This is a genomic window from Burkholderia seminalis DSM 23518 (assembly GCF_902832885.1).
GTDB classification, from domain to species: domain Bacteria; phylum Pseudomonadota; class Gammaproteobacteria; order Burkholderiales; family Burkholderiaceae; genus Burkholderia; species Burkholderia seminalis.
This window is the reverse complement of record NZ_CADFDK010000004.1, coordinates 173805-195352: the sequence shown is the minus strand read 5'-3', so window position 1 is coordinate 195352 and position 21548 is coordinate 173805. Positions and strand designations below refer to the sequence as shown.

Below are 21548 nucleotides of genomic sequence, written 5' to 3'. Positions count from 1 at the left end.
CAACGATGAGGGTGCGGCCGGTGCCGGTCAGGCACCGGCGACGACGAACTCTTCGGCCGCCTTGCGCTGGACCGCGGCCATCACGGCCAGTTCGCGCTTGCTGCGCGTGTCGCCGGACACGACACCGGTCGCGTGCTTCGCCTTCGCACCCAGCGGGAAAAACACAAACGACGCGCCGGCCGGCGCGGCCGGTTCCGCACGCAGGCGCTTGTTCAGGATCTTCAGGTACTTCTTCTTCGAGACTTCCTTAGCAGCCATGGCACCCTCCGCGTCAACGTGGTGAAGATCAGCATACCAGTTTTGGTGATGCGCTCCGCGGCGGCGGCCGCCAGTTCGCCCTTCGCGGAAAATGCTTCGCGCGCGCTGTCGATACGCGTCCTTCTCGTACGTCGTGTTGTCGTAACCGATCGTTTTGCCGTCGATGCGGCCGGCGGTTCCCTCATTCATTTTTCAGGAGATACGACAATGCGCGTCATGGTCATCGTCAAAGCCACCGCCGATTCCGAGTCCGGCCGGATGCCCGACACCGAAAGCATGGCCGAAATGGGTCGCTTCAATGAGGAACTGGTCAAGGCCGGCATCCTCCTCGACGCGGACGGGCTGCGCCCCAGCAGCCACGGCAAGCGTGTGCATTTCTCCGGCACGCATCGCTCCGTCGTCGACGGCCCGTTCGCCGAAACGAAGGAACTCGTCGCCGGCTACTGGCTATGGCAGGTGAAATCGATGGAAGAAGCCGTCGAATGGGTGAAGCGCTGCCCGAACCCGATGCCGGGCGACTCCGACATCGAGATCCGCCCGCTGTTCGAAGCCGAGGATTTCGGCGACGCGCTCACCCCCGAACTGAAGGAACAGGAAGCGCGGATGCGCGCGGAAGTCGACGCGCGGCAGAAGTCCTGAGCAGCAGGCGGGCACGCGCCTCGCGCGTGTCCGGAGACGCCGGTTGACGAGCACCCGATTAGTAACGTATCGTTTTGATACGTTACTAATCGAAACCCGTTCGTCATGCATTCCCGTTTCGACCGTTTCCGCACGACCGCGCTCGGCGCCCAGCTCGAAGCGTTGATCGAACAGCCCGAGCGCTATCTCGAGTTCGCCGCGCTGTCGCGCGTCGGCGTCGCCGCGATCGGCGCGATCCAGGACGAGATCGCGCGCAAATTCCCCGAAATCGAAGCGGACACGACGGCTCGCCAGTTCTGCGGCGCGATGGTCGCGGAAGTCATGCGCCGTCACGGTCACGAGGTCGTGCAGGCGCGCGGGCGGCTCGGCGGCGCGCTGTTCAGCTACGGTGCGGTGTTCAGCCCGTTTCCGCGGCGGCTGCCGTTCGCCGACGTCGTCGCCGCGCTGGCCCGCATGCCCGACCGGCTCGCCGCGTATGCCGCGCGGGTGCCGGTCGCGCTGCGCACGCGCCGCCCGACCGGTACCGGCTTCTCGCTCGTCGAACACGCGTACCACCTGCGCGACCTCGACGCCGTGTTCGCCGAGCGCATCGACGTCGTGCGTACGGCCGAATTGCCCGTGATCGAGTCGGTCGACGGTACCGCCCTCGCCGCGCAGCGCGACTATCTTGCGCAGCCGCTCGCCCCCGCGGTCGACGCATTCCGATCGGGTCGCGCCGCGCTGTGCGCCACGGCCGCCGCGCTGGAACCGTCGCAACGCGCGCGCTGCGGGCTGCGCGACGGGATCCGCCGGATGTCGCTCGACGAACTCGTGCGCGAACTGCTCGACCACGACCGCACGCACATGCTCGAACTCGACGAACTGCTCGCCGAACTCGCGTTGCCGCCCCTGCCCTCCGTATCCGCCGAATGACCCAGCCCGCGCCCGTCGTCTTCATTCACGGTTTCATCGGCACGTTCGACGTGCGCGGATGGAACGGCCCGCATCTCGCGCCCGACCTGCTCGGCTACGGCGCGCATCGCGCAACCCCGTTCGATGCGATCTCGCTTGCCGCACAGGTCGAACACGTGCGCCGGACCGTCGCCACGCATTTCGGCGCGCAGCCGGTCGATATCGTCGGCCATTCGGTCGGCGGCGCGATCGCGATGCTGTTCGCGCATGCACATCCTGAATGCGTGCGGCATGTCGTCAACGTCGAAGGCAACTTCACGCTCGACGATGCGTTCTGGTCGGCGGCGGTCGGCCGCATGACGCCCGACGAGGCCGACGCGATGCTCGACGGCCTGCGCGCCGCCCCGCTCGACTGGCTGCGCGGCGCGATCGACGCACCGTCGCCGAGCCAGCTCGACGCCGCACGCCGCTGGCTCGCGCATCAGCCGGCATCGACGCTGCGCGCGATGGGCCGCTCGGTGGTCGCGACTACCGGCGCTCCCGGCTACCTGCAGGCGCTCGCGCAAGTCTTCGAGCGTCACGGCGTCTGGCTGGTCGCCGGCGAACGCTCGCGCGCGGGCTGGCACGTGCCCGACTGGGCGCTCGCGCGCTGTGCGGGCTTCGACACGATCGCAGGCTGCGGTCACCTGATCGCGGCCGAGCAGCCCGATGCGTTTCGCGCCGCCATCGAGCGCATCGTCGCCGCGCCGCCCACCTGACAACCCGTAGGATTCACCGAAATTTGTCTGAAAGGCACGGTTGCTAGAGTCGCCTGAACAGGGTTTTCCCGGTGCCCGGCGCCGGACCGAGTCGACACATGCGAGGATCGATGAACCTGGCACGTACCTTCTGGCTGCTTCTGCTGCTCGCCGTCACGAGCCCTGCGTTCGCGTTTCACGCGCGGGTCGTCGCGATCCCGAGCGCCGCGATGCACGAGACGCTGAAGGCGACCGTCGTGCTGCCCGACGATTACACGCACGGCAACCGCGGCGACGAACGCTATCCGGTCGTCTATCTGCTGCACGGCTCCGGCGGCGACCATACCGACTGGACGTCGAACACGCGCATCGCCGCGCTGGCCGACCGCTATCACGCGATCCTCGTGATGCCCGACGGCGGACACGAAAGCTGGTACATCGACAGTCCGTTCGATTCGGGCAGCCGCTACGAAACCTTCATCGGCGACGAAGTCGTGTCCTACGTCGATCTGCATTTCCGCACGATCGCGACGCAGCACGCGCGCGCGATCACCGGGCTCAGCATGGGCGGCTTCGGCGCGCTGCGCATCGCACTCGACCGGCCCGACACGTTCGGCGCGGTCGGCAGCATCAGCGGCGCGGTCGATCCGCGCTGCTGCGCGGACGAGCCGGGCATCGACCACGTGTTCGGCGATCCCGTGCGCCATCCGTCGTTCTGGAACCGCAACGTGATCGTCGAAAGCGCGCGCGCGTTCGTCCGTGCGCATCTCGACCTGACGATCGATTGCGGCCGCGACGATTCATTCGTCGACTCGAACCGCACGCTGCACGAACGGCTCGTCGCGCTCGGCGTGCCTCACGACTATACGGAACGGCCCGGCGGTCATACCTGGGATTACTGGGCGAACGCGATCCGCTACCAGATGCGGTTCTTCGCGACGTCGTTCCAGCATCGCGGCTACGCGTACCGCCCCGCGCCTGCCGCGCCGGGCATGACGCGCGCGGGCTGACGCACGCGCCGCGCGACAACCCGGCAGGCCTGCCTGTCTTCGTCGCCGTCGCGCGCGAGCGCAGCTTCACGCGTGCGGCCGCCCGACTCGGCGTGCCGCAATCGGCACTCGGTTACACGATGATGGATTGACAGGCCGGGCAACCCGCTCGCATGAAGCGGTACGCACGCGGCCCGGCGTGCGAGGACAACGGCGGAGACGAATCGGTCAGTTGCCGTGCGTGGCGTCCGCGCCGACGACGCGATCGAAGCATTCCTGTGCACGCGCCAGTTCGTCGAGCGCGCGATCGAGGCGCGACATCGCACGTGCGTATTCGGCCGACGAACCGTCGTCGTCGCTTTCGCCGCGCACCGCGCGAAACGCCTGATCGACGTTGCGCGTGGCTTCGACGAAGCGCTGTGCGGCCTGCGCTTCCCGCGAACAGATGTGGGTCGACATCGACACTCCTCCCTCAGGATTGCAGTGTGAAGCACGCCGACGCTCAGTGTACGTGGTGCGCATGTCGGTGGCGTGAACCACGACCCATCGCGTATCGACGCATCGGCCGCCGCGCAGCGCGCTTCGTGCCGATTGTCCCTCTGCGCTCGCCGATCCGCCACGGCGAGATTGCAACAAATTCTTGCGCGGCCTGCCGCGCGCCTGGCGTCACGCGCGCCCGATACGCGGATGCGCAAGCCCTGCAAACGCAGCCGCGTCGCCCGGCGACAGGTCGAACAGATCGCCGGTGAGATCGCGCGGATGCTCGACGGCCGGCCGGTTGCGCATACGCGCCACATGGGCGGGCGCAACATACGCGGCCGCCGTTTCGATCGGCGGCACGTCGAACAGATCGCGCGTGACGCCGCGCACGGCGTCCGTCGGCGAACGGCCGCGCAGGCGCGCGACGAGCTCGACGAAGCGATCGAAATCGCCCGCGCGCGTGGCCTTGTTCACTTCCGCGAGATCGCGCGCCTTCAGCACGCACGGCTGCGCGAGCCGCACGAAATACGGCGCTTCGAGCTCGACCGACAACGCGAGCGGATAACTCTTGCCCGTCTGCTCCCTCGCCCGCCCGACGCAATCGACCACGGCCGCACCCTGTGCGGCGCCGAGCGGCTTGCCGGTGCTCACGCTGCGCAGATGATCGGGAAACACGCGCAACTGCGTGCCGACCGTCAGCGCGGTGGACGACGCACACACGAGTGCGTAGTGCTGTTCGCGGCGACGGCCCGACGGCAACGTCGAGCGGCTGGCGATGAACGTATGCGGCGGCAACGGCCGCACCTGCCCGCTTGCGTCGACCCATGCATTCCACAGCAGCGCGTCCTTGCGCTCGCCCGCGCGCGGGCGCGACGCGACCGGCGAAAACAACGCGAGCAACGAGCCCGTGCGATGCGCGGCGACTTGCGCGCTGCTGCCGAGCGGCTGGTTGATGCCCCACAGAAAACGCCCGCCCCCGAGCCGGCGCTCCCATTCCTTGCGGAGCACGACGGTCGGCAGTTCCTCGCCGGACTCGGTACCGATCTTGGTCCAGCAGAACGTGGGAGGGAGGTGTTTCAGTGTCATCAACTTTCTCGGGATACAGCCTCGCTGGTGACAGCAAGCCCATTCAACAGCCGTAACTGTATAGGTATAATGCATCGCATGGAAGCCCCGGACCAAGATTTTCCCGTTCAAGACCTGTTGCGCCGCCTGCTGGCAGACACACGCTCGTCCAGCGAAATAGCGCGACTTTCCGGGGTCAGCCAGCCGACCGTGTCGCGCCTGCGGCTGTCGAACGGACGGCGGCTGCGCCGCAGCGCGCCATTCAACAAGCTATGCAGTTTCTATGGCGTCGATACGGAGCCGTCGCGCCGGCGCTACAACGACCTGCTGCGCGACGCGATCGTCGACGCGTGGGACGGGTCGGACGAGCACGGGCGCGCGCTGCTGGTCGTGATCCAGGGGCTGAAGGATTTGCAGGCGAAGGCGGATGACGGGTGATGTCGCCAGAGTGCCCGGTCATTCATCGAGAGTGAACGTGATCGGCACGCGCGCCCGCATCGGCAGCGGCGTGCCGTTCTCGACCTGCGCAGCGCAGCGGCTCTCCAGCACCGCGTCGCGCGCCGCCGCATCGAGGCGCGGAAAACCGCTGCCGGTCACGACACGCGCAGCGACCACCCGGCCGGCCGCATCGGTTACCAGTTCGACGAGTACGGTGCCGTGCTCGCCCGTACGCAACGACTGCGGCGGGTAGCCGGGGGTGGCCAGCGCACAGTCGGGATGCGCGACGAAGCGCGGCGTCGCGGGCGCCGGTAAGGTCTGCGATTCGGATCGTGCCTGCCTGGTGTCGGGACGCGCGTCGTCGTGCGGCGTGACGCTTCGCTCGCTTGCCGTCGCGGACGGCACGGGCGGCGACGGCGCCGCCGCATCGCGTGCCGGCGGCCGGGTTCGATCCGGTGCGGCGGGTTGGATCGTCGGCAGCTTGCTGCTCATCGGCGAGCGAGGCGCGGACACCGTGCGATGCATCGCGTGCGACGCAGCCCTCGAATTCGCCGCGGCAGCCGCCGCCGTCGGCACTGCCGGTGCCGGCGCAATCAGCGTCGCCACCATCACCCGGCGTTGCACGGTCACGCCGCGCACGGCCGGTTCGCGGGCGAGCAGGATCAATACGCCCACATGCAGCACACAGGTCGCGGCGATCGCCAACGCGATACGCACGCCGCCAGGGTCGACGCGATCGTGGAGGGCGCCGCGCGCCCCGTTCATCCTTCGAATACCCGCATCAGCCGCACGCATCACGCACTCCGTCCCGCGTTCAGCCTTCGTTGCGCGCGAAATTGCGCCAGATATATCCGGAGGACTGCGTATCGATCGTTCAGACATCCATTGCGTCGCACTGCCTCACCCGCGCTCGTCCTGACCGCGCCCCGTCAGCCGTCGCACGCCGCGCCGCCTTGCGCGAGCGAATTCTCCTTGCTGCGAAACACCAGCGGTCGTTCGTCGCGCGGCGCGCGACGTCGCGCGAACTGCACGGCCTGTTCGACCTGGCCGTGATGGGCGGACTTCTCGCACACCGGATCGGCCTCGTTCGGATCACCCGTCAGCAGGTATGCCTGACACCGGCAACCGCCGTGATCCGCATGCCGCTCGTCGCACGTGCGACACGTTTCGCGCATCCAGTCGTCGCCTCGAAACGCGTTGAACGCGTCGCTGTCGTACCAGATTTCCCGCAGTGACCGGTCACGCACGTTCGGCAACGCGAGCCCCGGCAGCGACCGCGCGGCATGGCACGGCAGCGCGGTGCCGTCCGGCGCGACGCCGAGAAACACCGAACCCCAGCCGTTCATGCAGGCCTTCGGGCGGCGCTCGAAATAGTCGGGCACGACGAACAGGATCTTGCAGCGCTCTCCGATCAGCTTGCGATAGCGGTTGACCGTATCCTCGGCCTCGCGCACCTGCTCGACGGTCGGCATCAACTGGTCGCGATTGAGCATCGCCCAGCCGTAGTACTGCGTGTTCGCGAGCTCCAGGTAATCGGCGCCGAGGTCGAGCGCCATCTCGATGATCTGTCCCACGTGCGGCAGGTTGTAGCGATGCAGCACGCAGTTGAGCACCATCGGGTAACCGTGCGCCTTGATCAGCCGCGCCACGTCGCGCTTCAGTTCGAACGTGCGCGTGCTGGTCAGGAAATCGTTCAGCTCGCGCGTCGAATCCTGCAGCGACAACTGGATGTGGTCGAGCCCGGCGGCCTTGAGCCGCTCGATGCGCGCGACGTTCAGCCCGATGCCCGACGTGATCAGGTTCGTATAGAAGCCGAGCCCGCGCGCATGCGCGACGAGCGTCTCGAGGTCGCCGCGCTGCAGCGGCTCGCCGCCCGAGAACCCGATTTGCGCGGCGCCGAGCGCGCGCGCATCGCTGATGACCGTGCGCCACGTGTCGGTGTCGAGTTCCGCGCCGTGCGTCGCGAAGTCGACCGGGTTGTAGCAGAACGCGCAGTGCAGCGGACAGCGGTACGTGAGTTCCGCGAGCAGCCACAGCGGCGCGGACGGACGGGAAGTGTCGGACGTCATGTCAGTCGAGCCAGCCGCGCAGTCGCGCATGATCGAGGAAACGGTAGACGTCGGTCGCGAGATCCGATTGCATGAACAGGCGCTCGAGCTCGCCGATGATGTCGTCCAGTTCGCGCGTGCCGTCGCAGCGCGCGAGGATCTCGCCCGCACTCGGGTTCAGCTTGACCATGCCCTCCGGATAGAGCAGCACGTACGCCTCCTGGGCCGCCTCCCATTGCAGGCGGTACATGCCCCTGAGGCAGGGGCGCAGCGGCACGCCGCTGGCGGCTTCGATCGCATTCATAACGGGTAGGCCTTTTCGACGGCGTCGAGCATCGACCACAGGATGTCGAGCTTGAATTGCAGAATGCCGAGCGCGCGCTGCTGCGCTTCCGGTGTCGTGAAATGCGCGAGCGTGACCGCGAGCCCGTGCTCGACGTCGCGCTGCGCGAGCGGCACGCGACTGCGGAAGTAATGCAGCCCGGCCGGCTCGATCCACGGGTAATGCGACGGCCAGCCCGCGAGCCGGTCGAGATGGATCTGCGGCGCGAACATCTCGGTCAGCGACGAGCACACCGCCTCCTGCCATGGCGCGCGCCGCGCGAAGTTTACGTACGCATCCACCGCGAAACGCACGCCGGGCAGCACGTGTTCGAGCGACCACAGTTCGTCTCGCTCGAGACCGCATGCCTCGCCGAGACGCACCCACGCCTCGATGCCGCCTGCGTTGTCGCCCTGCCCGTCGTGGTCGATCAGCCGCTGGATCCAGCGGCGCCGCGTCTCGCGATCCGGGCAGTTCGACAGGATCGCCGCATCCTTGAGCGGGATGCAGATCTGGTAGTAGAAGCGGTTCGCGACCCAGCCGCGAATCTGCGTGGGCGAACAGGCGCCGCCGTTGAGCCGCCGGTTGAACGGATGATGGATGTGATAGCGCGATTCGAGCGCACGCAGGCGCGCCTCGAATTCGGTCGCGGTCCAGGGCGTCGCGTGCAACGCCGTAGCGGGGATCGGTGCGTTCATCGTCAGACCTGGAATTGCATGCCGTCGTGCGCGACATCGATGCCATGCGCGCGCAGGTGCGCGTGTTCGACGGAATGCGGATCGAGAATCGGGTTCGTGTTGTTGATGTGCGTGAGCACCTTGCGCGTTCGCGCGGGCAACCTGTCGAGCCAGTCGATCATGCCGGGCCGCCCGTGTTCCGCGCACTGCGCGAGATGTCCCATGTCGGACGCGTGCTTGCCCGACAGGCCGAGATCGATCATCTCGGTCCCGGTCCAGAAGGTGCCGTCCACCAGCACGAGATCGGCGCCGTCCATTGCCGCGCGTACGTCGTCGGTGACCGACGCGAGTCCCGGCGCATAGAAGGCGCGCCGCCCGCTCGCGACGTCTTCGATCGACAGCGCGATGTTGTCGCCGGGCGCGGCCGACGCGCGCCGCGGCGAATAAGGCGGCGGCTTGCTGTCGACGGCAATCGCGGTGAAACGGATCCCGCTCGCCGCCGGCACCGCAAACGGCTCGCCGGGCACGATCGTGTGCGCGGCAACGCCGCAGTAATGGCCGAGCAGCGGCACGAGCGGCAAGCCGGTCGACAGGTCGTCGAGTACCGGCGCGCTCGCGTAGAGCGGCAGCGGCGTCGAGCGCTCGCGCAGCATCAGCAGGCCCGTCACGTGATCGATCTGCGCGTCGCACAGCACGACGGCGGCGATGCCGCTGTCGCGGATCGCGCGCGCCGGTTGCAGGTCCGGCGCCGCGCGCAACTGGGAAAGAATGTCGGGCGACGCGTTGACCAGAACCCAGTCGATGCCGTCGTCGCTGACCGCGATCGACGACTGCGTGCGCGACAGCACGTGGCCGCTTCCGCTGCGCGCACGGCGGCAGTTCGCACAATTGCAGTTCCATTGCGGCAGGCCGCCGCCGGCTCCCGAGCCGAGTATCTTGATCTTCATGGGCGTCAGCTCCCGAGACCGCCCGCGCCGACCACGGCGAAGCGGGCGGCACGCGCGGCGATCAGCGGTTGGCGATGTACATCGTGATTTCGAAGCCGAAGCGCAGGTCGGTGTAAGACGGTGTCGTCCACTGCATGGTGTGTCTCCTGTCGAGTTGAGGATTGATGCGTTGCCGGATGAGTCGAACGACCGCGGCAATCGCGCGGTCGGTTACTCTTCAGCAAGGAGCGTGCCGAAGCCGTATTTCGGCGGTGCGGCGGCGGCAGACGGCCCTCGTCCGGCCATCGGGGCGCAATCCTTACGAATGGCCGACACGATTCGTGCGAATGCGGGCCGCCACCCCGGCGGCGCGATGTCCGCGAGTGGTGACAGGTGTTGAATCGTTGAACACCGGTGTTGCAACTTGACACACCGGCTGTGACAGGCCGCGCCCGGCGCGACGGCTGCGCGTCAGCTTTCGTCCGACGGCGGGCGCCCCGCGTCGGCTGCCGGCATCTTCCGGTAGATCGTGTTGCGCGAGACGCCGAGCGCGCGCGCCGCGGCGGACACGTTGCCGCCGTGACGGGCGAGCGCGGCGGCGATCGCGGACGCGGCGACGTCCTGCAGCCGCGCGTCGGCGGCCGGCAACGCATCCGCGATACAGGGCCCGGCGCCCGCCGCGGCGGACGAATCGGGCGCGGCCTGCACGGCCTGCGCATCGCCACGCCGCAGGTCGTCGAAGAAGTCGTCCGGCAGGTGCTCGCGGCGGATTTCGCCGTCGTCGTCGACCATGGCCGCCGCCGTACGCAGCAGGTTGCCGAGCTGGCGGAAGTTGCCAGGCCACGTGCAGCGCACGAACAGCGCCATCACGTCCGGCGCGACGGACAAGGGCGGACGCCCCGGGCCCGCGAACGCTTCGCGCTGCAGCATCTTCTGCACGACGACCGCGAGATCCGTGCGGTCGCGCAACGGCGGCAGGCGCACCACAAGGCCGTTCAACCGGTAGTAGAGATCCTCGCGGAAACGGTTCTGCGCGATCATGTCGCGCAAGTCGCGGTGCGTCGCGCAGATGATCGCGATATCCACGGCGATCGTCTTCGTCGAGCCGAGCGGGTTGACGAGGCGCTCCTGCAGCACGCGCAGCAGCCGCACCTGCAGCGGATACGGCATGTCGCCGATCTCGTCGAGAAACAGCGTGCCGCCGTTCGCCTGCAGCAGCTTGCCGATCGCCCCCTTGCGGCGCGCGCCGGTGAACGCCCCCTCCTCGTAGCCAAACAGCTCGGACTCGATCAGCGTCTCCGGAATCGACGCGCAATTGACCGCGACGAACGGCGCGTCGCGGCGCGGCGAGTCGTTGTGGATCGCCTGCGCGAGCAGTTCCTTGCCGGTGCCGGTCTCGCCGGTGATCAGGATCGGAATGTCCTTGCCGATCACCTTGCGCACTTTCGCGATCACGCTGGCGACCTGCGCATCGCCGGTGTCGAGATAGTTGAGCCGCGACAGGCCGGCCGACGTGCCCGCCGCCGGCGCGGGCACCGCGTTCGCGCGCGCGGCCGGCGCCCCCGCATCGTGAACGTCCGTCGGCCGGCTGCCTTCGGCGAGCGTCGCGCGGCGAAAGTGCACGCGCGCGCAGACCACCGCGCCGTTGCCGAGATTGAGCATCAGGTGCCGGTCGGTGCTCGCGCGCATGCGGTCGATCAACTGCGCGCTGGTGACGTCGAACAGCGACGACAGCGTGTGCGCGCGCAGCACGGCGAGCGGCATGCCGAGCTGGAACTGCGCGCTGCGATTGGCCGACAGGAAGCGCCCGTCGGCGGTAAACGCGACGATCCCCTCCATCAGCGTGCCGAGGAACTCGGGGCGGCCATGGAACGATACCTGCAGCGTTTCCTGAAACGTCGTCGTAAACAGGTGATTCTCGATCATCTGCACCGACATCTTCGCGAGCGCCATCGTGTGCTGGTGATAGCTGCGGTGATCGCCCGTCACGTCGAGCACGCCGATCGCATCCCCGTACGGATCGAGAATCGGCACGCTCGAACAGGTCAGGAAGCGGTTCGCGGCCAGGAAGTGCTGGTCGCCGTGGACGACCATCGGGCACAGCTCGGCCAGTGCCGTGCCGATCGCGTTGGTGCCCTGCCGGTTCTCCGCCCAGTTCGCGCCCGGGCGCAGCGCGACCTTTTCCGCGCGGCGCAGGAAATCGTCGTCGCCGATCGAGTGCAGGATCAGCCCCTCCGCATCGGTGAGCACGATCATGCTCTGCGTATTGACGATCTGTTCGTGCAGCGTCTCCATCACCGGCATCGCGTGCACGCACAGCACCCGGCTCTGCTCGCGCTTGAGCACCAGCGCCGAGGTCGACAGCACGTCGTAATCGGGCCGCGCCGATACCTGCAGGCCGAATGTCTCCGAGCGCTCATGGGCCTTCTGGATCGACGGCGCGGGCCAGCCAGCGGGATGCACGGCCCGTGACCCGGCCGCCTGCTCTACGTCATCGCGCATTGTCTCCTCCGGGGGATCCTTCCGGTCAACTGCCGGACTCTTTGCCGTCATTGCAAGCAAGCATCGGGCCACGCCGACGCCGCTCAACCTCATGAAAGGACAATGTAATCAGTCGTCCGGGCACGGCCGGGCGTGTCGCGTCGCGCGACGGCCTGCCTGCGTGATACCGTGATTTCCCGCCGCGTGACTACCCGTGCGAATCCGGATCTTCGCGGCCGGCGCGCCGCTGGCTCGCTTCTCGCTTGGTCGCAGGGCAGGCCTGGCGACTGCCCGGCCGCCGACGGTTACCGTTCCTATTCCGCGCGAACCCCATCGACATGACACGCCGCCCGCTTCGCTCCACGCCATCGCCCGCCTCGCCGGCCATGCCCGTTCGCCGGCGCCTGCATCGCGACGCGCAATCGATCGCGTTCGCCGTGGCCGGCGCCCCGCAGGGCCACCCGGTCGTCGTGCTGCACGGCGGGCCCGGCAGCGGCAGCCAGGCCGGCATCCTGCGGCTGTTCGACCTCGCGCGCATGCGCGTGGTGCTCGTCGACCAGCGCGGCGCGGGCGCGTCGGGGCCGCGCGGCGGCACGCGTCACAACCACACCGCGCGGCTGATCGCGGATCTCGAGGCGGTACGCGCGCAGCTCGGCATTGCACGCTGGGGCGTCGTCGGCGGATCGTGGGGCGCCGCGCTCGCGCTCGCGTATGCGGGCACGCATCCGGAGCGGGTGACCGGGGTCGTGCTGCGCGGCCTGTTCCTGACGTCGCGACGCGAAGTCCGCGGCCTCTTCGTGACGTCCCGCACACGTGCCCCGCGCGAATGGCGCCGCCTGCATGCGGCAGCCGGCGGCGGCCAGCCGGAACGCCTGCTGGCGCGCTGCGCGCAGCGGCTGCGCCGCGGCGCAAGCGCAGCCCGACAGCGCGCGGTGGCGCTCGCGTGGCACGCCTATGAAAACGCCCTCCTCGCATCGGCGCGCACGCGCCGCTCGCCCGTCCGCACGATCCGGTCGAACGAGACCGTCGGGCGGCTGATCGACAAATACCGGATCCAGGCGCACTACCTGCAACGCGATTGCTGGCTCGGCGAGCGCCGCGTGCTCGCGCTCGCGCGACGCGCCGCCCAGGCCCAGGTGCCGCTGTTCGCCGCGCACGGGATACACGATCCCGTTTGCCCGGTCCGCAACGTCGAGCGCCTCGCGCGGGCCGTACCCGAGGCGAAAATCGAACGCGTGCGGGCCGGGCATCTGGCCAGCGACCCGGCACTGGCGCGCAGCGTCGCACGCGCCGCGCATGCGATGTTCGCGACGGTGCCGTTGACCTGACGGCCCCGCGCCCGCTCGCGGCATGACGCCGCGCGACGACACGAGCGAACGCGCCGCGCTCAATCCCACGCGTAGCGCACGCCGACCCATGCGCCGCGCGGTGCGCCGGGCCCGACGAACTGCTCGTTCACCGGATTCGCGCCGTCGAAGGTGTGGTTCGGCCCGTTGAAGAAATTCTGGCCCAGTGCGCCGAAGCTCGCGTAGCGCCTGTCGAACAGGTTCGTCACGCTCGCGAACACCTCGAACCGCTTCGTGATCCGGTAACGCATGTCGAGATCGACCAGCACGTAACCTGCGATCCGGCCGTTGACGTCCTCGTTGTTCTCGTCGCCGCGCGCATACACGCCGCTGCGCCACGTTACGTTCGTACCGATGTCCCACGCGGACGTCGCCGCGTAGTCGAGCCGCAGCTTCACCGTATGCGCGGGAATGCCGGGGATGCGGTCGCGCGGCTTGACCGTCACGTTGCCGTTCGCGTCGGCCGCCGAATTCGCCGGGCTGTGTTCGGTCCACGAAGACCGGTAGGTCGCCTCGACATGGCTGTACGACAGCCCGACACCGAGCGGGCCGAACCGCGTGCGGCCGGCGAGCTCGATCCCCTGCCGCCGCGTATCGCCGACGTTGCGGAAATAGCCCTGCGCGCTGGCCGGGCTGCTGATGAACTGAATGTCGTCGCTCAGTGTCGTGCGATAGGCCGCGGCGCTCCAGGTCGTCGCCGCGCCGACGCGGCCGCGCACGCCGGCTTCGAACGTCTTCGAAATCACGGGCTTGAGCGCCGGGTCGGCGATGAAGTCGTTGGGCAGCGAACACGGCGCGGACGGGTCCGCGCACGCGAGCTCGATCGCGGTCGGCGACCGCATGCCCTCGTTGTAGGTTGCATACGCGGTGAATCCCGCGACCGGATTCCAGTTGAGCCCGACCGCCGGGTTGAAGCGCGAGAATACATGGTTGCCGTCGAGCAGCGGCTGCACGCCGCTCTCGTCGCCGATTCGCGCTTTCGACCAGTCGTAGCGGCCCGACAGCGTGAGCGTCCAGTGCGGCGTCAGCGACAGCGCATCGCTCAGGTATGCACCGACGCTCGCGTTGCGCGTCTTCGCGCTGGTCTGCCGGACGAAATCGCCGATGCCGATCGCCTCGCGCGCATCGGTGAACGATGCGTCCTGCGACGACGCGACGTAGCTCGAGTTCGCGACATCGGCCGAGACGCCCGCGACCAGCCGGTTCGCCATTCCGCCGAGCTTGCCGAGCAGCGTGAGCTGCACGCTGCCGCCGTAGCTGTCGGTGACGATCGTCGATTGCGCGTTGCTGCCCTGCACCGTGTCGACCGTTCCGTCGTCGTTCACCGAACCATAATCCGTATTGTTGTTGCTGCTCGTGTTCGCGTTGCGCAGGTGCCGGTAGTATGCGTTGCCGCTCAGCTCGACGTTCTCGCCGAAAAAGCGATCGCCCGACAGCGTCAGGTAGCCGGCGCTGTTGTGGTTCCGGTCCGGATACGTATACGCCTGCTTCGGGTTGTCGACGAACGAGCGCGGGATCGTCTGGGTGCCGGACAGCGTGTTGTCCGCGCCGCCTGCGGCGATCGACAGCGTCGTGTCCGCATCGGTATAGCGCAGCTTGCCGAACGCCTGCCGCACGCGGCTCGCGTTATGGTCCGCCCAGCCGCTGTCGTTCGCGAGGTTCGCGGTCGCATAGTAGTCGAGGTTCGGGCCGATCGTGCCGCCCTGCTCGATGCTCGCGGTCTTGCGGCCCCACGCGCCGCCCGACACCTCCGCCTCGCCTCCCGGGCTCGATTTGCCGTTCTTCGTCGTGATCGCGAGCGCGCCGCCGAGCGTGTTGAGCCCGTACACCGGGTTGGAGCCCGGAATCAGCTGCACGCGGTCGATCGCCTGCACCGGCAGGATGTCCCAGTTCACGACGTCGCCGAACGGCTCGTTCATGCGCACGCCGTCGACAAACACCGACAATCCCTGCGGCGTGCCGAGGAGCGGCGACGCGGTGAAGCCGCGATAGTTGACGTCCGTCTGATACGGATTGCCCTGCGCATCCGAGATCGTCACGCTCTGCAGGTTCGCGGCGAAGAAATCGGCGAGCGTCGCGCGGTGCTGGATCTCGAGTTCCGCCGCGCGCACCGTCTGCACGTTCGCCGGCACCTTCGACAGCGGCGTGCCGATCCCGAGCAGCGGCGTGGTGCCGACCACCACCACCGCAGGCAGCATGACGGCCGGCGCGGGCGGCACGATCGCGGCGGCGTCCGGCTGCTGCTGCGCGCGCACGCCGCCGGGCGGCAAGCCGAACAGCGCGAGCGCGCCGAGGGTCGTGCCGACGCATCGCGCACGCCGGCCACGTCGTGTCGCGCCGTCACACCCGGCGGCCTTTGGTCTCCTGATCATTTACGTTGTCTCCGCATTCCTATTCCGCCGGCGCGGGCGATGCACCGTGCGGCGACGAGTTGTCGCGAAGCGGGCGTGCGAGAACCGTGCCAGCGCAGCGCGGACGAGCGCAGCGTGCCGCGCCGCGCATCGCTGCGGAACGGCATGCGTGCAACCGGCGGCCCGCTGCACCGCGGACTGCGCCACCTGTCATGTTTGGCAACACTTCGCGCGCGACGGTGTACCTGAATGCAACACCTGCGTCGACGTCATGGCGCGTCTCGCCGATCGGCACATCACCCGCGATCCGCCGGTGCACCGCGCCGCACCGGCATCCCGCCGCGATGGCATGCGACTTGCGTAAAGGGCAGTGCACTCGGCCCGGACACCCCAACCGTGCCGGCGCGACGAATCGTTCGCGGCGGTGCGACCACAATGACTCAGGAGACAACCATGAAGAAACTCTCGGCTTCAGCGAGCCGGCTGGCGACGACCGTAGTCGCGGTGGCCGCCGCCATCGCACTGAACCCCGGCCTCGTCGAAGCGGCCGCGGACTACCCGGCCGTGACCTACCAGCGCCTGACCGATGCACACGGCGACCCCGGCTGGCTGACCTACTACCGCACCTACGACGGCCGCTCGCATTCGCCGCTCAAGCAGATCGACACGTCGAACGCGAAGGATCTCAAGCAGGTCTGGGCGTACAAGTTCCCCGCCGACCTGAAGCAGGGTTTCGAAGCCACGCCAATCGTCAACGGCAACTATCTGTTCGTGACGACGCCGAAGGACAACGTCTACGCGTTCGACGCGAAAACGGGCCGCCAGCTGTGGAAATACGAGCCGAAGCTCGGCGCGGCCTCGTTCAAGACCGCGTGCTGCGACGTCGTCAACCGCGGCGTCGCGCTGTACGGCAAGAACGTCTACATCGCGATGCTGAGCGGTGAAATCGCGGCGCTCGACGCGCAGACCGGCAATCTCGTGTGGAAGAAGCAGATGTTCGAGCCGGGCCTCGGCTACGCGTTCTCGCTCGCGCCGCTCGCGATCGACGGCGCGATCGTCGTCGGCACGTCCGGCGGCGAATACGGCATTCGCGGCTACATCGCCGCGCTGAACCCGGAGGACGGCTCGCAGGTCTGGAAGCGCTACACGATTCCCGCCGCCGGCGAAAAGGGCGCGGAAACCTGGCCCGACGGCATGCAAAGCCACGGCGGCGGCGCCGCGTGGCTCACCGGCACGTACGACGCCGCGTCCCGCACGCTGTACTGGGGGGTCGGCAACCCCGGCCCGTGGCTCGCCGCGCTGCGCCCCGGCGACAACCTGTATTCCGACTCGCTGCTCGCGCTCGACGCGAAGAACGGCAACCTGAAGTGGCACTACCAGTACACGAACAACGACACGTGGGACTACGACGGCGTGAATGCGGCCGTCCTCGCGGACATCAAGTACAAGGGCAAGGACTACGACGCGATCATCCACGCGGACCGCAACGGCTTCTTCCACGCGATCGACCGCACGACCGGCAAGCTGATCTACGCGACGCCGTTCGTGAAGGCGTTGTCGGTCACCGGCTACACGGCCGACGGCAAACCGATCCAGGACGCATCGAAGTTCCCGAAGGCCGGCACGACGATCGAAACGTGCCCGAGCTTCCTCGGCGGCAAGAACTGGTGGTCGATCTCGTACGACCAGGAACGCAACATCGCGGTCGTGCCGGCACTGCACGCGTGCATGAGCCTGACCGGCAAGTCGGTCAGCTACATGGAAGGCCTGCCGTATCTCGGCGAAGGCTTCGAGATCAAGCCCGAACCGGGCAGCGAAGGCTACGGCGAACTGACGGCCATCGATGTGAACACCGGCAAGAAGCTGTGGAGCCACTGGTCGAAGAAGCCGTGGAACGGCGGCGTCGCGACCACGGCGAGCGGCCTCGCGTTCAGCGGCTCGCTCGACGGCCACCTGTACGCGTTCGACACGGCGACCGGCAAGGTGCTGTGGGAAAGCCCGCAACTGGCGAGCGGCATCATTTCGCAACCGTCGGTGTACGAGGTCGACGGCAAGGAGTATGTCGCCGTGCTCGCCGGCTACGGCGGCGCGAACCCGATCTGGGGCGGCCCGATGGCCGACATCGCGAAGGACGTTCCGCGCGGCGGCACGCTCTACGTGTTCGCGCTCGACTGAACGCGCGCCAGCCCCGAGTCGCGCCCGCATGCGCCCGATGCGGGCGCGACGCCCCACCCGCCTCAACCGGACACACGACCATGAATACTCGTCTCACCTCCGTTACCGTCGCCAGTCTGCTCGCCGTGGGCGTGGCGCTGACACCGGCAGCCGCGTCGGCCGGCGTGCGCGTCTGCACGCTGCCCGGCAGTCCGACCACGGCGCTCGACCGCGCCGTTGCGCGCGAAGTGTTCCGCACCGCGGGCATCGCCGCGACCTTCAACAAACGCGGCGTCGACGACAATGGCGACGACGACGGCATCTCCGCCAGCGAGCTGACGAAGTCGCTCGAACGCGACTGCGACGTGATCGCCGGCTTCCCGCGTTCGGCGATCGCCGATGCGTCGGGATCGAAAATGACGTTCTCGCAGGGCTATCTGCGCTCCGGCTACGTCAGCGTGTCGCTGCGCGATGCGCACGCACCGGCCGGCACGAAGGAAACGATCGCGGCCACGTACGGCAGCCCGTCGCAGCTGATCGCCGCGCAGCAGGCGAACGCCCGCTTCGACCTCGAGAACACGAGCGAGCAAACGATCGGCGCGCTCGCCGCCGGCCGCGCGCAGCGCGCGATCGTCTGGTATCCGAGCGTCGTCGCCTATGCGCGCGCGCATCCGAAACAACGGTTCCAGGTTGCGGCGACGTCGTCGCCATACTCCGACTGGCAACTGTCGTTCGCCTTCGGGCCGGGCAAGGACGCGCTGCAGAAGCGCATCGACGCCGCGCTGTCGCAGATGAGCGGTAACGGTCGTCTCGCATCGCTCACGCGCGGCTGGACGCTTCCCGACGACATCGCGCAAGCCGCTGCCACGACCGCGCCCGGCCGGTTTCTCGACGGCGCGCTCGCGTCCGCGCAGCGGCCGGCAAGGAGCGGTTTCATCAAGGTGTCGACGGGCGAAGGCAGCGGCGTCCCGTCGTTCGACCAGACGCAGGTGCAGCACGGCAAGAAGCTGTACGCCGATGCGTGCGCGAAATGCCACGGCGACCAGCTAGAGGGCAATACCGCGCCCGCGCTGAGCGGGGAGGCGTTCGCTCCCGAGGGCAAGTCGCACATCACCGTCGGCGGCATCTTCCTGTACATGTCGAGCAACATGCCGGCCGATCGCCCCGGCAAGCTGACCGCGGAGGAATACGAGGACCTGATGGCGTTCCTGCTTTACTCGAACGGCTACGACACGTCGAAGAGCAAGCTGACCGCCGATATCGCCAACGCCTCGAAGGCGCCGCTCATCGCCGGGCCGCGCAAGTAAGCTCCCCGCCCACCTTCGCTTCGATCGACCGTCGCGCCGGGATGCACGCCCGGCGCGCGGGCCGGACTTTTTTCCTTCATTTCATTCAGGACGACATCATGATCTCCCGCCATCGCCGGACCTTCTTCGTTCAGGCTGCCGGCCTGTGCGCCGCGCTCGCGGCCGGCACGCGCGCATTCGCCGCCGCACCGCCCGTCGACGAAAACGACGCGGCAGCGAAGACGCTCGGCTACCGCGCAAAGGCGACGACCGTCGACGCAGGCAAGTTCCCGAAGTACCAGGCCGGCCAGACGTGTTCGAACTGCCGCTTCTACAAGGCTGCCGCGGGCGAATCCTTCGGTACGTGCCCGATGTTCGCGGGCAAGGCGGTTGCCGCCGAAGGCTGGTGCAACGTCTATGCAAAGCTCGCGTGACACCGGGCCCGGGCGCGACGGCGCGCCGCGTCGCGGCACGGACGCCGAATATGCGGTCCGTCTGCATGCGCTGATCGCGCTGGGCATCGACCGCGGATACGTGACACGCGGCGAAATCGCCGATGCGTCGCCCGGCGACGCGGCCGACGGTCCGGATTTCGATGCAGCCGCGTCGATTCTGCGCGAGCTCGGCATCGACGTGCGCGAGCATGCGGACGCGCGTACCGCATGGACGCTCGACCGCCATTTCGCGCGGGTGTCGGAAGTCGCGGCACCGCTCGCCGACGCATCGACGCCGCTCGCGGCCGACGACCTGCCCGCGGGCCGGACCAACGACCCGATCCGCCTCTATCTGCGGGAATTGAGCGCGACGCCGCTGCTCGAACGCGACGAAGAAATCGCGCTCGCGCTTCGCCTGGAAAACGGCCGCGCGGCATGCATCGGCGCCTTGAGCCGCGATCCGGCGGCGCTCGCCGTCATCGCGGCGATCGCGGACGACATCCGCGCCGGCAAGGTGGCGGCGTCGGTTTACGTGACGGGGTTCGTCGGCGATGCCGAGCCGTCAGCGCGTGCGCCGACGATGTTGCCGGGCGATCCGACCGTGGCATCGCCGGTTTCCGACGACGGCGCCGGTCTTGCCCTCGACAGCCCGGCGTGGCGCGATACGATCGTCGACGCGCTCGAGCGCGCCGCTGCGCCGGCATCGGCGATGCAGCACGCGTTGCATGCGAACGGTTTCGCGTCGGCCGCTTACCGGGCACTGCTGCGCGACGCAGCCGCATCGACCGGCAGAATTCGCTTCACCTCGCGCGCGATCGAACGTATCGCGCAAGCGAACGGCGCGCGCGCGACTCAGGCGCGCACGGTCGAAAAACGGCTCGCCGATACGCTGGCCGCCTCGGGCATACGGATCGAATCCGCGCGCCACGATTTGTTCACGCGATGCGACGACGTACGCGCATGGCTACACGCATGCAGCACCGCGCATCCCGGCTGCGCGGCCGCCCTCGCCCGTCATGCGCCGGCGCTGCTCGAAGCGCGCAGCGCGCTCGCTCGCCTGGCTGCCCAGTCGACGCTGCCGCTCGACATCGCGATCGCGCTCGATGGGAGGCTTTCGCGTATCGAGCGTGCGATGCAACCCGCGAGAACGAAGCTGTTCCAGAGCAATCTGCGGCTCGTCGTCTCGGTCGCCAAACGCTATGCCGATCGCGGCCTGCCCTTCTCCGATCTGATCCAGGAAGGCAATATCGGCCTGATGAAGGCAGTCGATCGCTACGATCATCGGCGCGGCTTCAAATTCTCGACGTATGCGACGTGGTGGATCCGCCAGGCGATCACGCACGCGCTCGCCGAGCTCGGACGCACGATACGCGTGCCCACGCATACGGTCGATTCGCTCAACAAGCTGTCGCGGCTCGCACGACTGCACCGGCAGCGGACCGGCGACGTCGCGGACGCACGGTCGCTCGCCACGCAGATGCGGCTGCCCGTCGACAAGGTGCGCGAACTGATGAGCATCGTGCGGGAACCGATCTCCGCCGACCTGCCGGTTTCGCCCGATCACGACCTCACGCTGGGCGACGTCACGATCGACGCGGATGCGCCGACGCCGGAAGAAGCGGCGAGCGCCGGCCAGTTGCGCACCGCGGTTGCCGCGCTGATCGACTGCCTCCCGGTACGCGAAGCGTGGATTCTTCGCCTGAGGTACGGCATCGATGTCGAAAGCGAGTATTCGCTGCGCGAGATCGGCCGGCAACTGAACCTGTCGGCCGAACGCGTCCGTCAGCTCGAGGTATCCGCGCTCGAACGCATCCGGCAATTCCGGCACGCACCGGCGCTGCGCTCGCTGATCGCCTGACGCGGCCGCGCCGGGCGACCATCATTCCGCTCGCACGAAAACTGATCAGGACTGCAACACGATCTGCTGCATTTCTGAACGCTTCCTCGTGTCGCGTTACCGTCCGCGATGTCACTGGGTCGACCAGGTGGTTCGCCACGCGCCCGGCTGTCGCGGCTTTCCCCGCCT

The 21548-nt window shown here is 68.4% G+C and carries 21 protein-coding genes and 1 pseudogene; 11 read left to right on the top strand and 11 right to left on the bottom strand.

Annotation, left to right across the window (positions count from 1 at the left end; all coding sequences use genetic code 11):
• Positions 1 to 27: 27 nt before the first annotated feature.
• Positions 28 to 258, bottom strand: a complete 231-nt coding sequence (locus HWX00_RS15070) for a hypothetical protein (protein WP_034186060.1) — start codon at positions 256 to 258, stop codon at positions 28 to 30.
• 207 nt (positions 259 to 465) lie between these two features.
• Between HWX00_RS15070 and HWX00_RS15065 the strand changes: the two genes are divergently transcribed.
• The 5 genes and pseudogenes from HWX00_RS15065 to HWX00_RS15045 form a co-directional block, all read left to right on the top strand.
• Entirely contained in the window at positions 466 to 897 is a 432-nt protein-coding gene (locus tag HWX00_RS15065) for a YciI family protein (RefSeq protein WP_034186059.1), read from the top strand.
• A gap of 105 nt (positions 898 to 1002) precedes the next feature.
• Positions 1003 to 1809, top strand: coding sequence for a DinB family protein (locus HWX00_RS15060; protein ID WP_034186058.1), 807 nt, complete (start codon positions 1003 to 1005; stop codon positions 1807 to 1809).
• Positions 1806 to 2546, top strand: coding sequence for an alpha/beta fold hydrolase (locus HWX00_RS15055; protein ID WP_034186057.1), 741 nt, complete (start codon positions 1806 to 1808; stop codon positions 2544 to 2546). The genes HWX00_RS15060 and HWX00_RS15055 overlap by 4 nt, the downstream gene beginning before the upstream one ends.
• A gap of 110 nt (positions 2547 to 2656) precedes the next feature.
• Positions 2657 to 3535 carry an alpha/beta hydrolase gene (locus HWX00_RS15050; protein ID WP_175026750.1) on the top strand — a complete coding sequence of 293 codons (879 nt, stop codon included), beginning with the start codon at positions 2657 to 2659 and terminating at the stop codon, positions 3533 to 3535.
• A pseudogene (locus HWX00_RS15045) lies at positions 3532 to 3657 on the top strand (helix-turn-helix domain-containing protein); the annotation flags it as partial. The gene HWX00_RS15050 and the pseudogene HWX00_RS15045, both read left to right, overlap by 4 nt.
• A gap of 85 nt (positions 3658 to 3742) precedes the next feature.
• Here the strand turns inward: HWX00_RS15045 and HWX00_RS15040 are convergent.
• Positions 3743 to 3973, bottom strand: coding sequence for a hypothetical protein (locus HWX00_RS15040; protein ID WP_034186208.1), 231 nt, complete (start codon positions 3971 to 3973; stop codon positions 3743 to 3745).
• Positions 3974 to 4180: 207 nt separating this feature from the next.
• On the bottom strand, positions 4181 to 5080 hold the full coding sequence (locus HWX00_RS15035) for a hypothetical protein (RefSeq protein ID WP_034186055.1): 900 nt from the start codon (positions 5078 to 5080) through the stop codon (positions 4181 to 4183).
• 78 nt (positions 5081 to 5158) lie between these two features.
• On the opposite strand from HWX00_RS15035, the gene HWX00_RS15030 reads away from it, so the two are divergent.
• Positions 5159 to 5497 carry a helix-turn-helix domain-containing protein gene (locus tag HWX00_RS15030; RefSeq protein WP_006493567.1) on the top strand — a complete coding sequence of 113 codons (339 nt, stop codon included), beginning with the start codon at positions 5159 to 5161 and terminating at the stop codon, positions 5495 to 5497.
• A gap of 18 nt (positions 5498 to 5515) precedes the next feature.
• Here HWX00_RS15030 and HWX00_RS15025 read toward each other — a convergent pair whose 3' ends face one another.
• The 7 genes from HWX00_RS15025 to HWX00_RS14995 form a co-directional block, all read right to left on the bottom strand.
• On the bottom strand, positions 5516 to 6214 hold the full coding sequence (locus HWX00_RS15025; RefSeq protein WP_175026749.1) for an energy transducer TonB: 699 nt from the start codon (positions 6212 to 6214) through the stop codon (positions 5516 to 5518).
• 212 nt (positions 6215 to 6426) lie between these two features.
• The gene (gene pqqE, locus HWX00_RS15020; RefSeq protein ID WP_124669600.1) at positions 6427 to 7566 is read right to left on the bottom strand and encodes a pyrroloquinoline quinone biosynthesis protein PqqE; all 1140 of its coding nucleotides are present in this window, start codon (positions 7564 to 7566) and stop codon (positions 6427 to 6429) included.
• A 1-nt stretch (position 7567) separates the two neighbouring features.
• Positions 7568 to 7849 (bottom strand): pyrroloquinoline quinone biosynthesis peptide chaperone PqqD, encoded by a 282-nt coding sequence (gene pqqD / locus HWX00_RS15015; protein ID WP_049035955.1) that lies wholly within the window; start codon positions 7847 to 7849, stop codon positions 7568 to 7570.
• Positions 7846 to 8565: a pyrroloquinoline-quinone synthase PqqC gene (gene pqqC, locus HWX00_RS15010; RefSeq protein ID WP_034186052.1), complete on the bottom strand. Its 720-nt coding sequence runs from the start codon at positions 8563 to 8565 to the stop codon at positions 7846 to 7848. The genes pqqD and pqqC overlap by 4 nt, the downstream gene beginning before the upstream one ends.
• Positions 8566 to 8567: 2 nt before the next feature.
• On the bottom strand, positions 8568 to 9491 hold the full coding sequence (pqqB, locus tag HWX00_RS15005) for a pyrroloquinoline quinone biosynthesis protein PqqB (protein WP_049035953.1): 924 nt from the start codon (positions 9489 to 9491) through the stop codon (positions 8568 to 8570).
• A 61-nt stretch (positions 9492 to 9552) separates the two neighbouring features.
• A complete protein-coding gene (pqqA, locus tag HWX00_RS15000) occupies positions 9553 to 9627 on the bottom strand; it encodes a pyrroloquinoline quinone precursor peptide PqqA (RefSeq protein WP_006485436.1) in 75 nt (24 codons plus the stop codon).
• Positions 9628 to 9941: 314 nt separating this feature from the next.
• On the bottom strand, positions 9942 to 11972 hold the full coding sequence (locus HWX00_RS14995) for a sigma-54-dependent Fis family transcriptional regulator (protein WP_049035952.1): 2031 nt from the start codon (positions 11970 to 11972) through the stop codon (positions 9942 to 9944).
• Positions 11973 to 12289: 317 nt separating this feature from the next.
• Here HWX00_RS14995 and HWX00_RS14990 point away from each other — a divergent pair, with 317 nt between their 5' ends.
• Positions 12290 to 13279, top strand: coding sequence for an alpha/beta fold hydrolase (locus HWX00_RS14990; RefSeq protein WP_175026748.1), 990 nt, complete (start codon positions 12290 to 12292; stop codon positions 13277 to 13279).
• Between the two features lie 59 nt (positions 13280 to 13338).
• Here HWX00_RS14990 and HWX00_RS14985 read toward each other — a convergent pair whose 3' ends face one another.
• Complete coding sequence (locus tag HWX00_RS14985) at positions 13339 to 15669, bottom strand: TonB-dependent receptor (protein WP_175026747.1); 2331 nt, start codon at positions 15667 to 15669, stop codon at positions 13339 to 13341.
• A gap of 432 nt (positions 15670 to 16101) precedes the next feature.
• Here HWX00_RS14985 and HWX00_RS14980 point away from each other — a divergent pair, with 432 nt between their 5' ends.
• From HWX00_RS14980 to HWX00_RS14965, 4 genes are all read left to right on the top strand, one after another.
• Complete coding sequence (locus tag HWX00_RS14980) at positions 16102 to 17823, top strand: methanol/ethanol family PQQ-dependent dehydrogenase (RefSeq protein ID WP_034186047.1); 1722 nt, start codon at positions 16102 to 16104, stop codon at positions 17821 to 17823.
• Positions 17824 to 17903: 80 nt separating this feature from the next.
• Positions 17904 to 19109 carry a c-type cytochrome gene (locus HWX00_RS14975; RefSeq protein WP_034186046.1) on the top strand — a complete coding sequence of 402 codons (1206 nt, stop codon included), beginning with the start codon at positions 17904 to 17906 and terminating at the stop codon, positions 19107 to 19109.
• Positions 19110 to 19207: 98 nt separating this feature from the next.
• A complete protein-coding gene (locus HWX00_RS14970) occupies positions 19208 to 19522 on the top strand; it encodes a high-potential iron-sulfur protein (protein WP_049033830.1) in 315 nt (104 codons plus the stop codon).
• Positions 19506 to 21380: a sigma-70 family RNA polymerase sigma factor gene (locus HWX00_RS14965; RefSeq protein WP_175026746.1), complete on the top strand. Its 1875-nt coding sequence runs from the start codon at positions 19506 to 19508 to the stop codon at positions 21378 to 21380. The genes HWX00_RS14970 and HWX00_RS14965 overlap by 17 nt, the downstream gene beginning before the upstream one ends.
• Positions 21381 to 21548 lie beyond the last annotated feature (168 nt).

Coding starts and splice junctions, on each gene's coding strand:
- pqqD (WP_049035955.1), bottom strand. CDS start 7,849: ATGAATGCGATCGAAGCCGCCAGCGGCGTGCCGCTGCGCCCCTGCCTC.
- HWX00_RS15065 (WP_034186059.1), top strand. CDS start 466: ATGCGCGTCATGGTCATCGTCAAAGCCACCGCCGATTCCGAGTCCGGC.
- HWX00_RS15050 (WP_175026750.1), top strand. CDS start 2,657: ATGAACCTGGCACGTACCTTCTGGCTGCTTCTGCTGCTCGCCGTCACG.
- HWX00_RS15055 (WP_034186057.1), top strand. CDS start 1,806: ATGACCCAGCCCGCGCCCGTCGTCTTCATTCACGGTTTCATCGGCACG.
- pqqB (WP_049035953.1), bottom strand. CDS start 9,491: ATGAAGATCAAGATACTCGGCTCGGGAGCCGGCGGCGGCCTGCCGCAA.
- HWX00_RS14970 (WP_049033830.1), top strand. CDS start 19,208: ATGATCTCCCGCCATCGCCGGACCTTCTTCGTTCAGGCTGCCGGCCTG.
- HWX00_RS14965 (WP_175026746.1), top strand. CDS start 19,506: ATGCAAAGCTCGCGTGACACCGGGCCCGGGCGCGACGGCGCGCCGCGT.
- HWX00_RS15040 (WP_034186208.1), bottom strand. CDS start 3,973: ATGTCGACCCACATCTGTTCGCGGGAAGCGCAGGCCGCACAGCGCTTC.
- HWX00_RS15070 (WP_034186060.1), bottom strand. CDS start 258: ATGGCTGCTAAGGAAGTCTCGAAGAAGAAGTACCTGAAGATCCTGAAC.
- HWX00_RS14985 (WP_175026747.1), bottom strand. CDS start 15,669: ATGATCAGGAGACCAAAGGCCGCCGGGTGTGACGGCGCGACACGACGT.
- HWX00_RS15030 (WP_006493567.1), top strand. CDS start 5,159: ATGGAAGCCCCGGACCAAGATTTTCCCGTTCAAGACCTGTTGCGCCGC.
- HWX00_RS15035 (WP_034186055.1), bottom strand. CDS start 5,080: ATGACACTGAAACACCTCCCTCCCACGTTCTGCTGGACCAAGATCGGT.
- HWX00_RS14990 (WP_175026748.1), top strand. CDS start 12,290: ATGACACGCCGCCCGCTTCGCTCCACGCCATCGCCCGCCTCGCCGGCC.
- HWX00_RS15060 (WP_034186058.1), top strand. CDS start 1,003: ATGCATTCCCGTTTCGACCGTTTCCGCACGACCGCGCTCGGCGCCCAG.
- HWX00_RS14995 (WP_049035952.1), bottom strand. CDS start 11,972: ATGCGCGATGACGTAGAGCAGGCGGCCGGGTCACGGGCCGTGCATCCC.
- pqqE (WP_124669600.1), bottom strand. CDS start 7,566: ATGACGTCCGACACTTCCCGTCCGTCCGCGCCGCTGTGGCTGCTCGCG.
- HWX00_RS14975 (WP_034186046.1), top strand. CDS start 17,904: ATGAATACTCGTCTCACCTCCGTTACCGTCGCCAGTCTGCTCGCCGTG.
- pqqC (WP_034186052.1), bottom strand. CDS start 8,565: ATGAACGCACCGATCCCCGCTACGGCGTTGCACGCGACGCCCTGGACC.
- HWX00_RS14980 (WP_034186047.1), top strand. CDS start 16,102: ATGAAGAAACTCTCGGCTTCAGCGAGCCGGCTGGCGACGACCGTAGTC.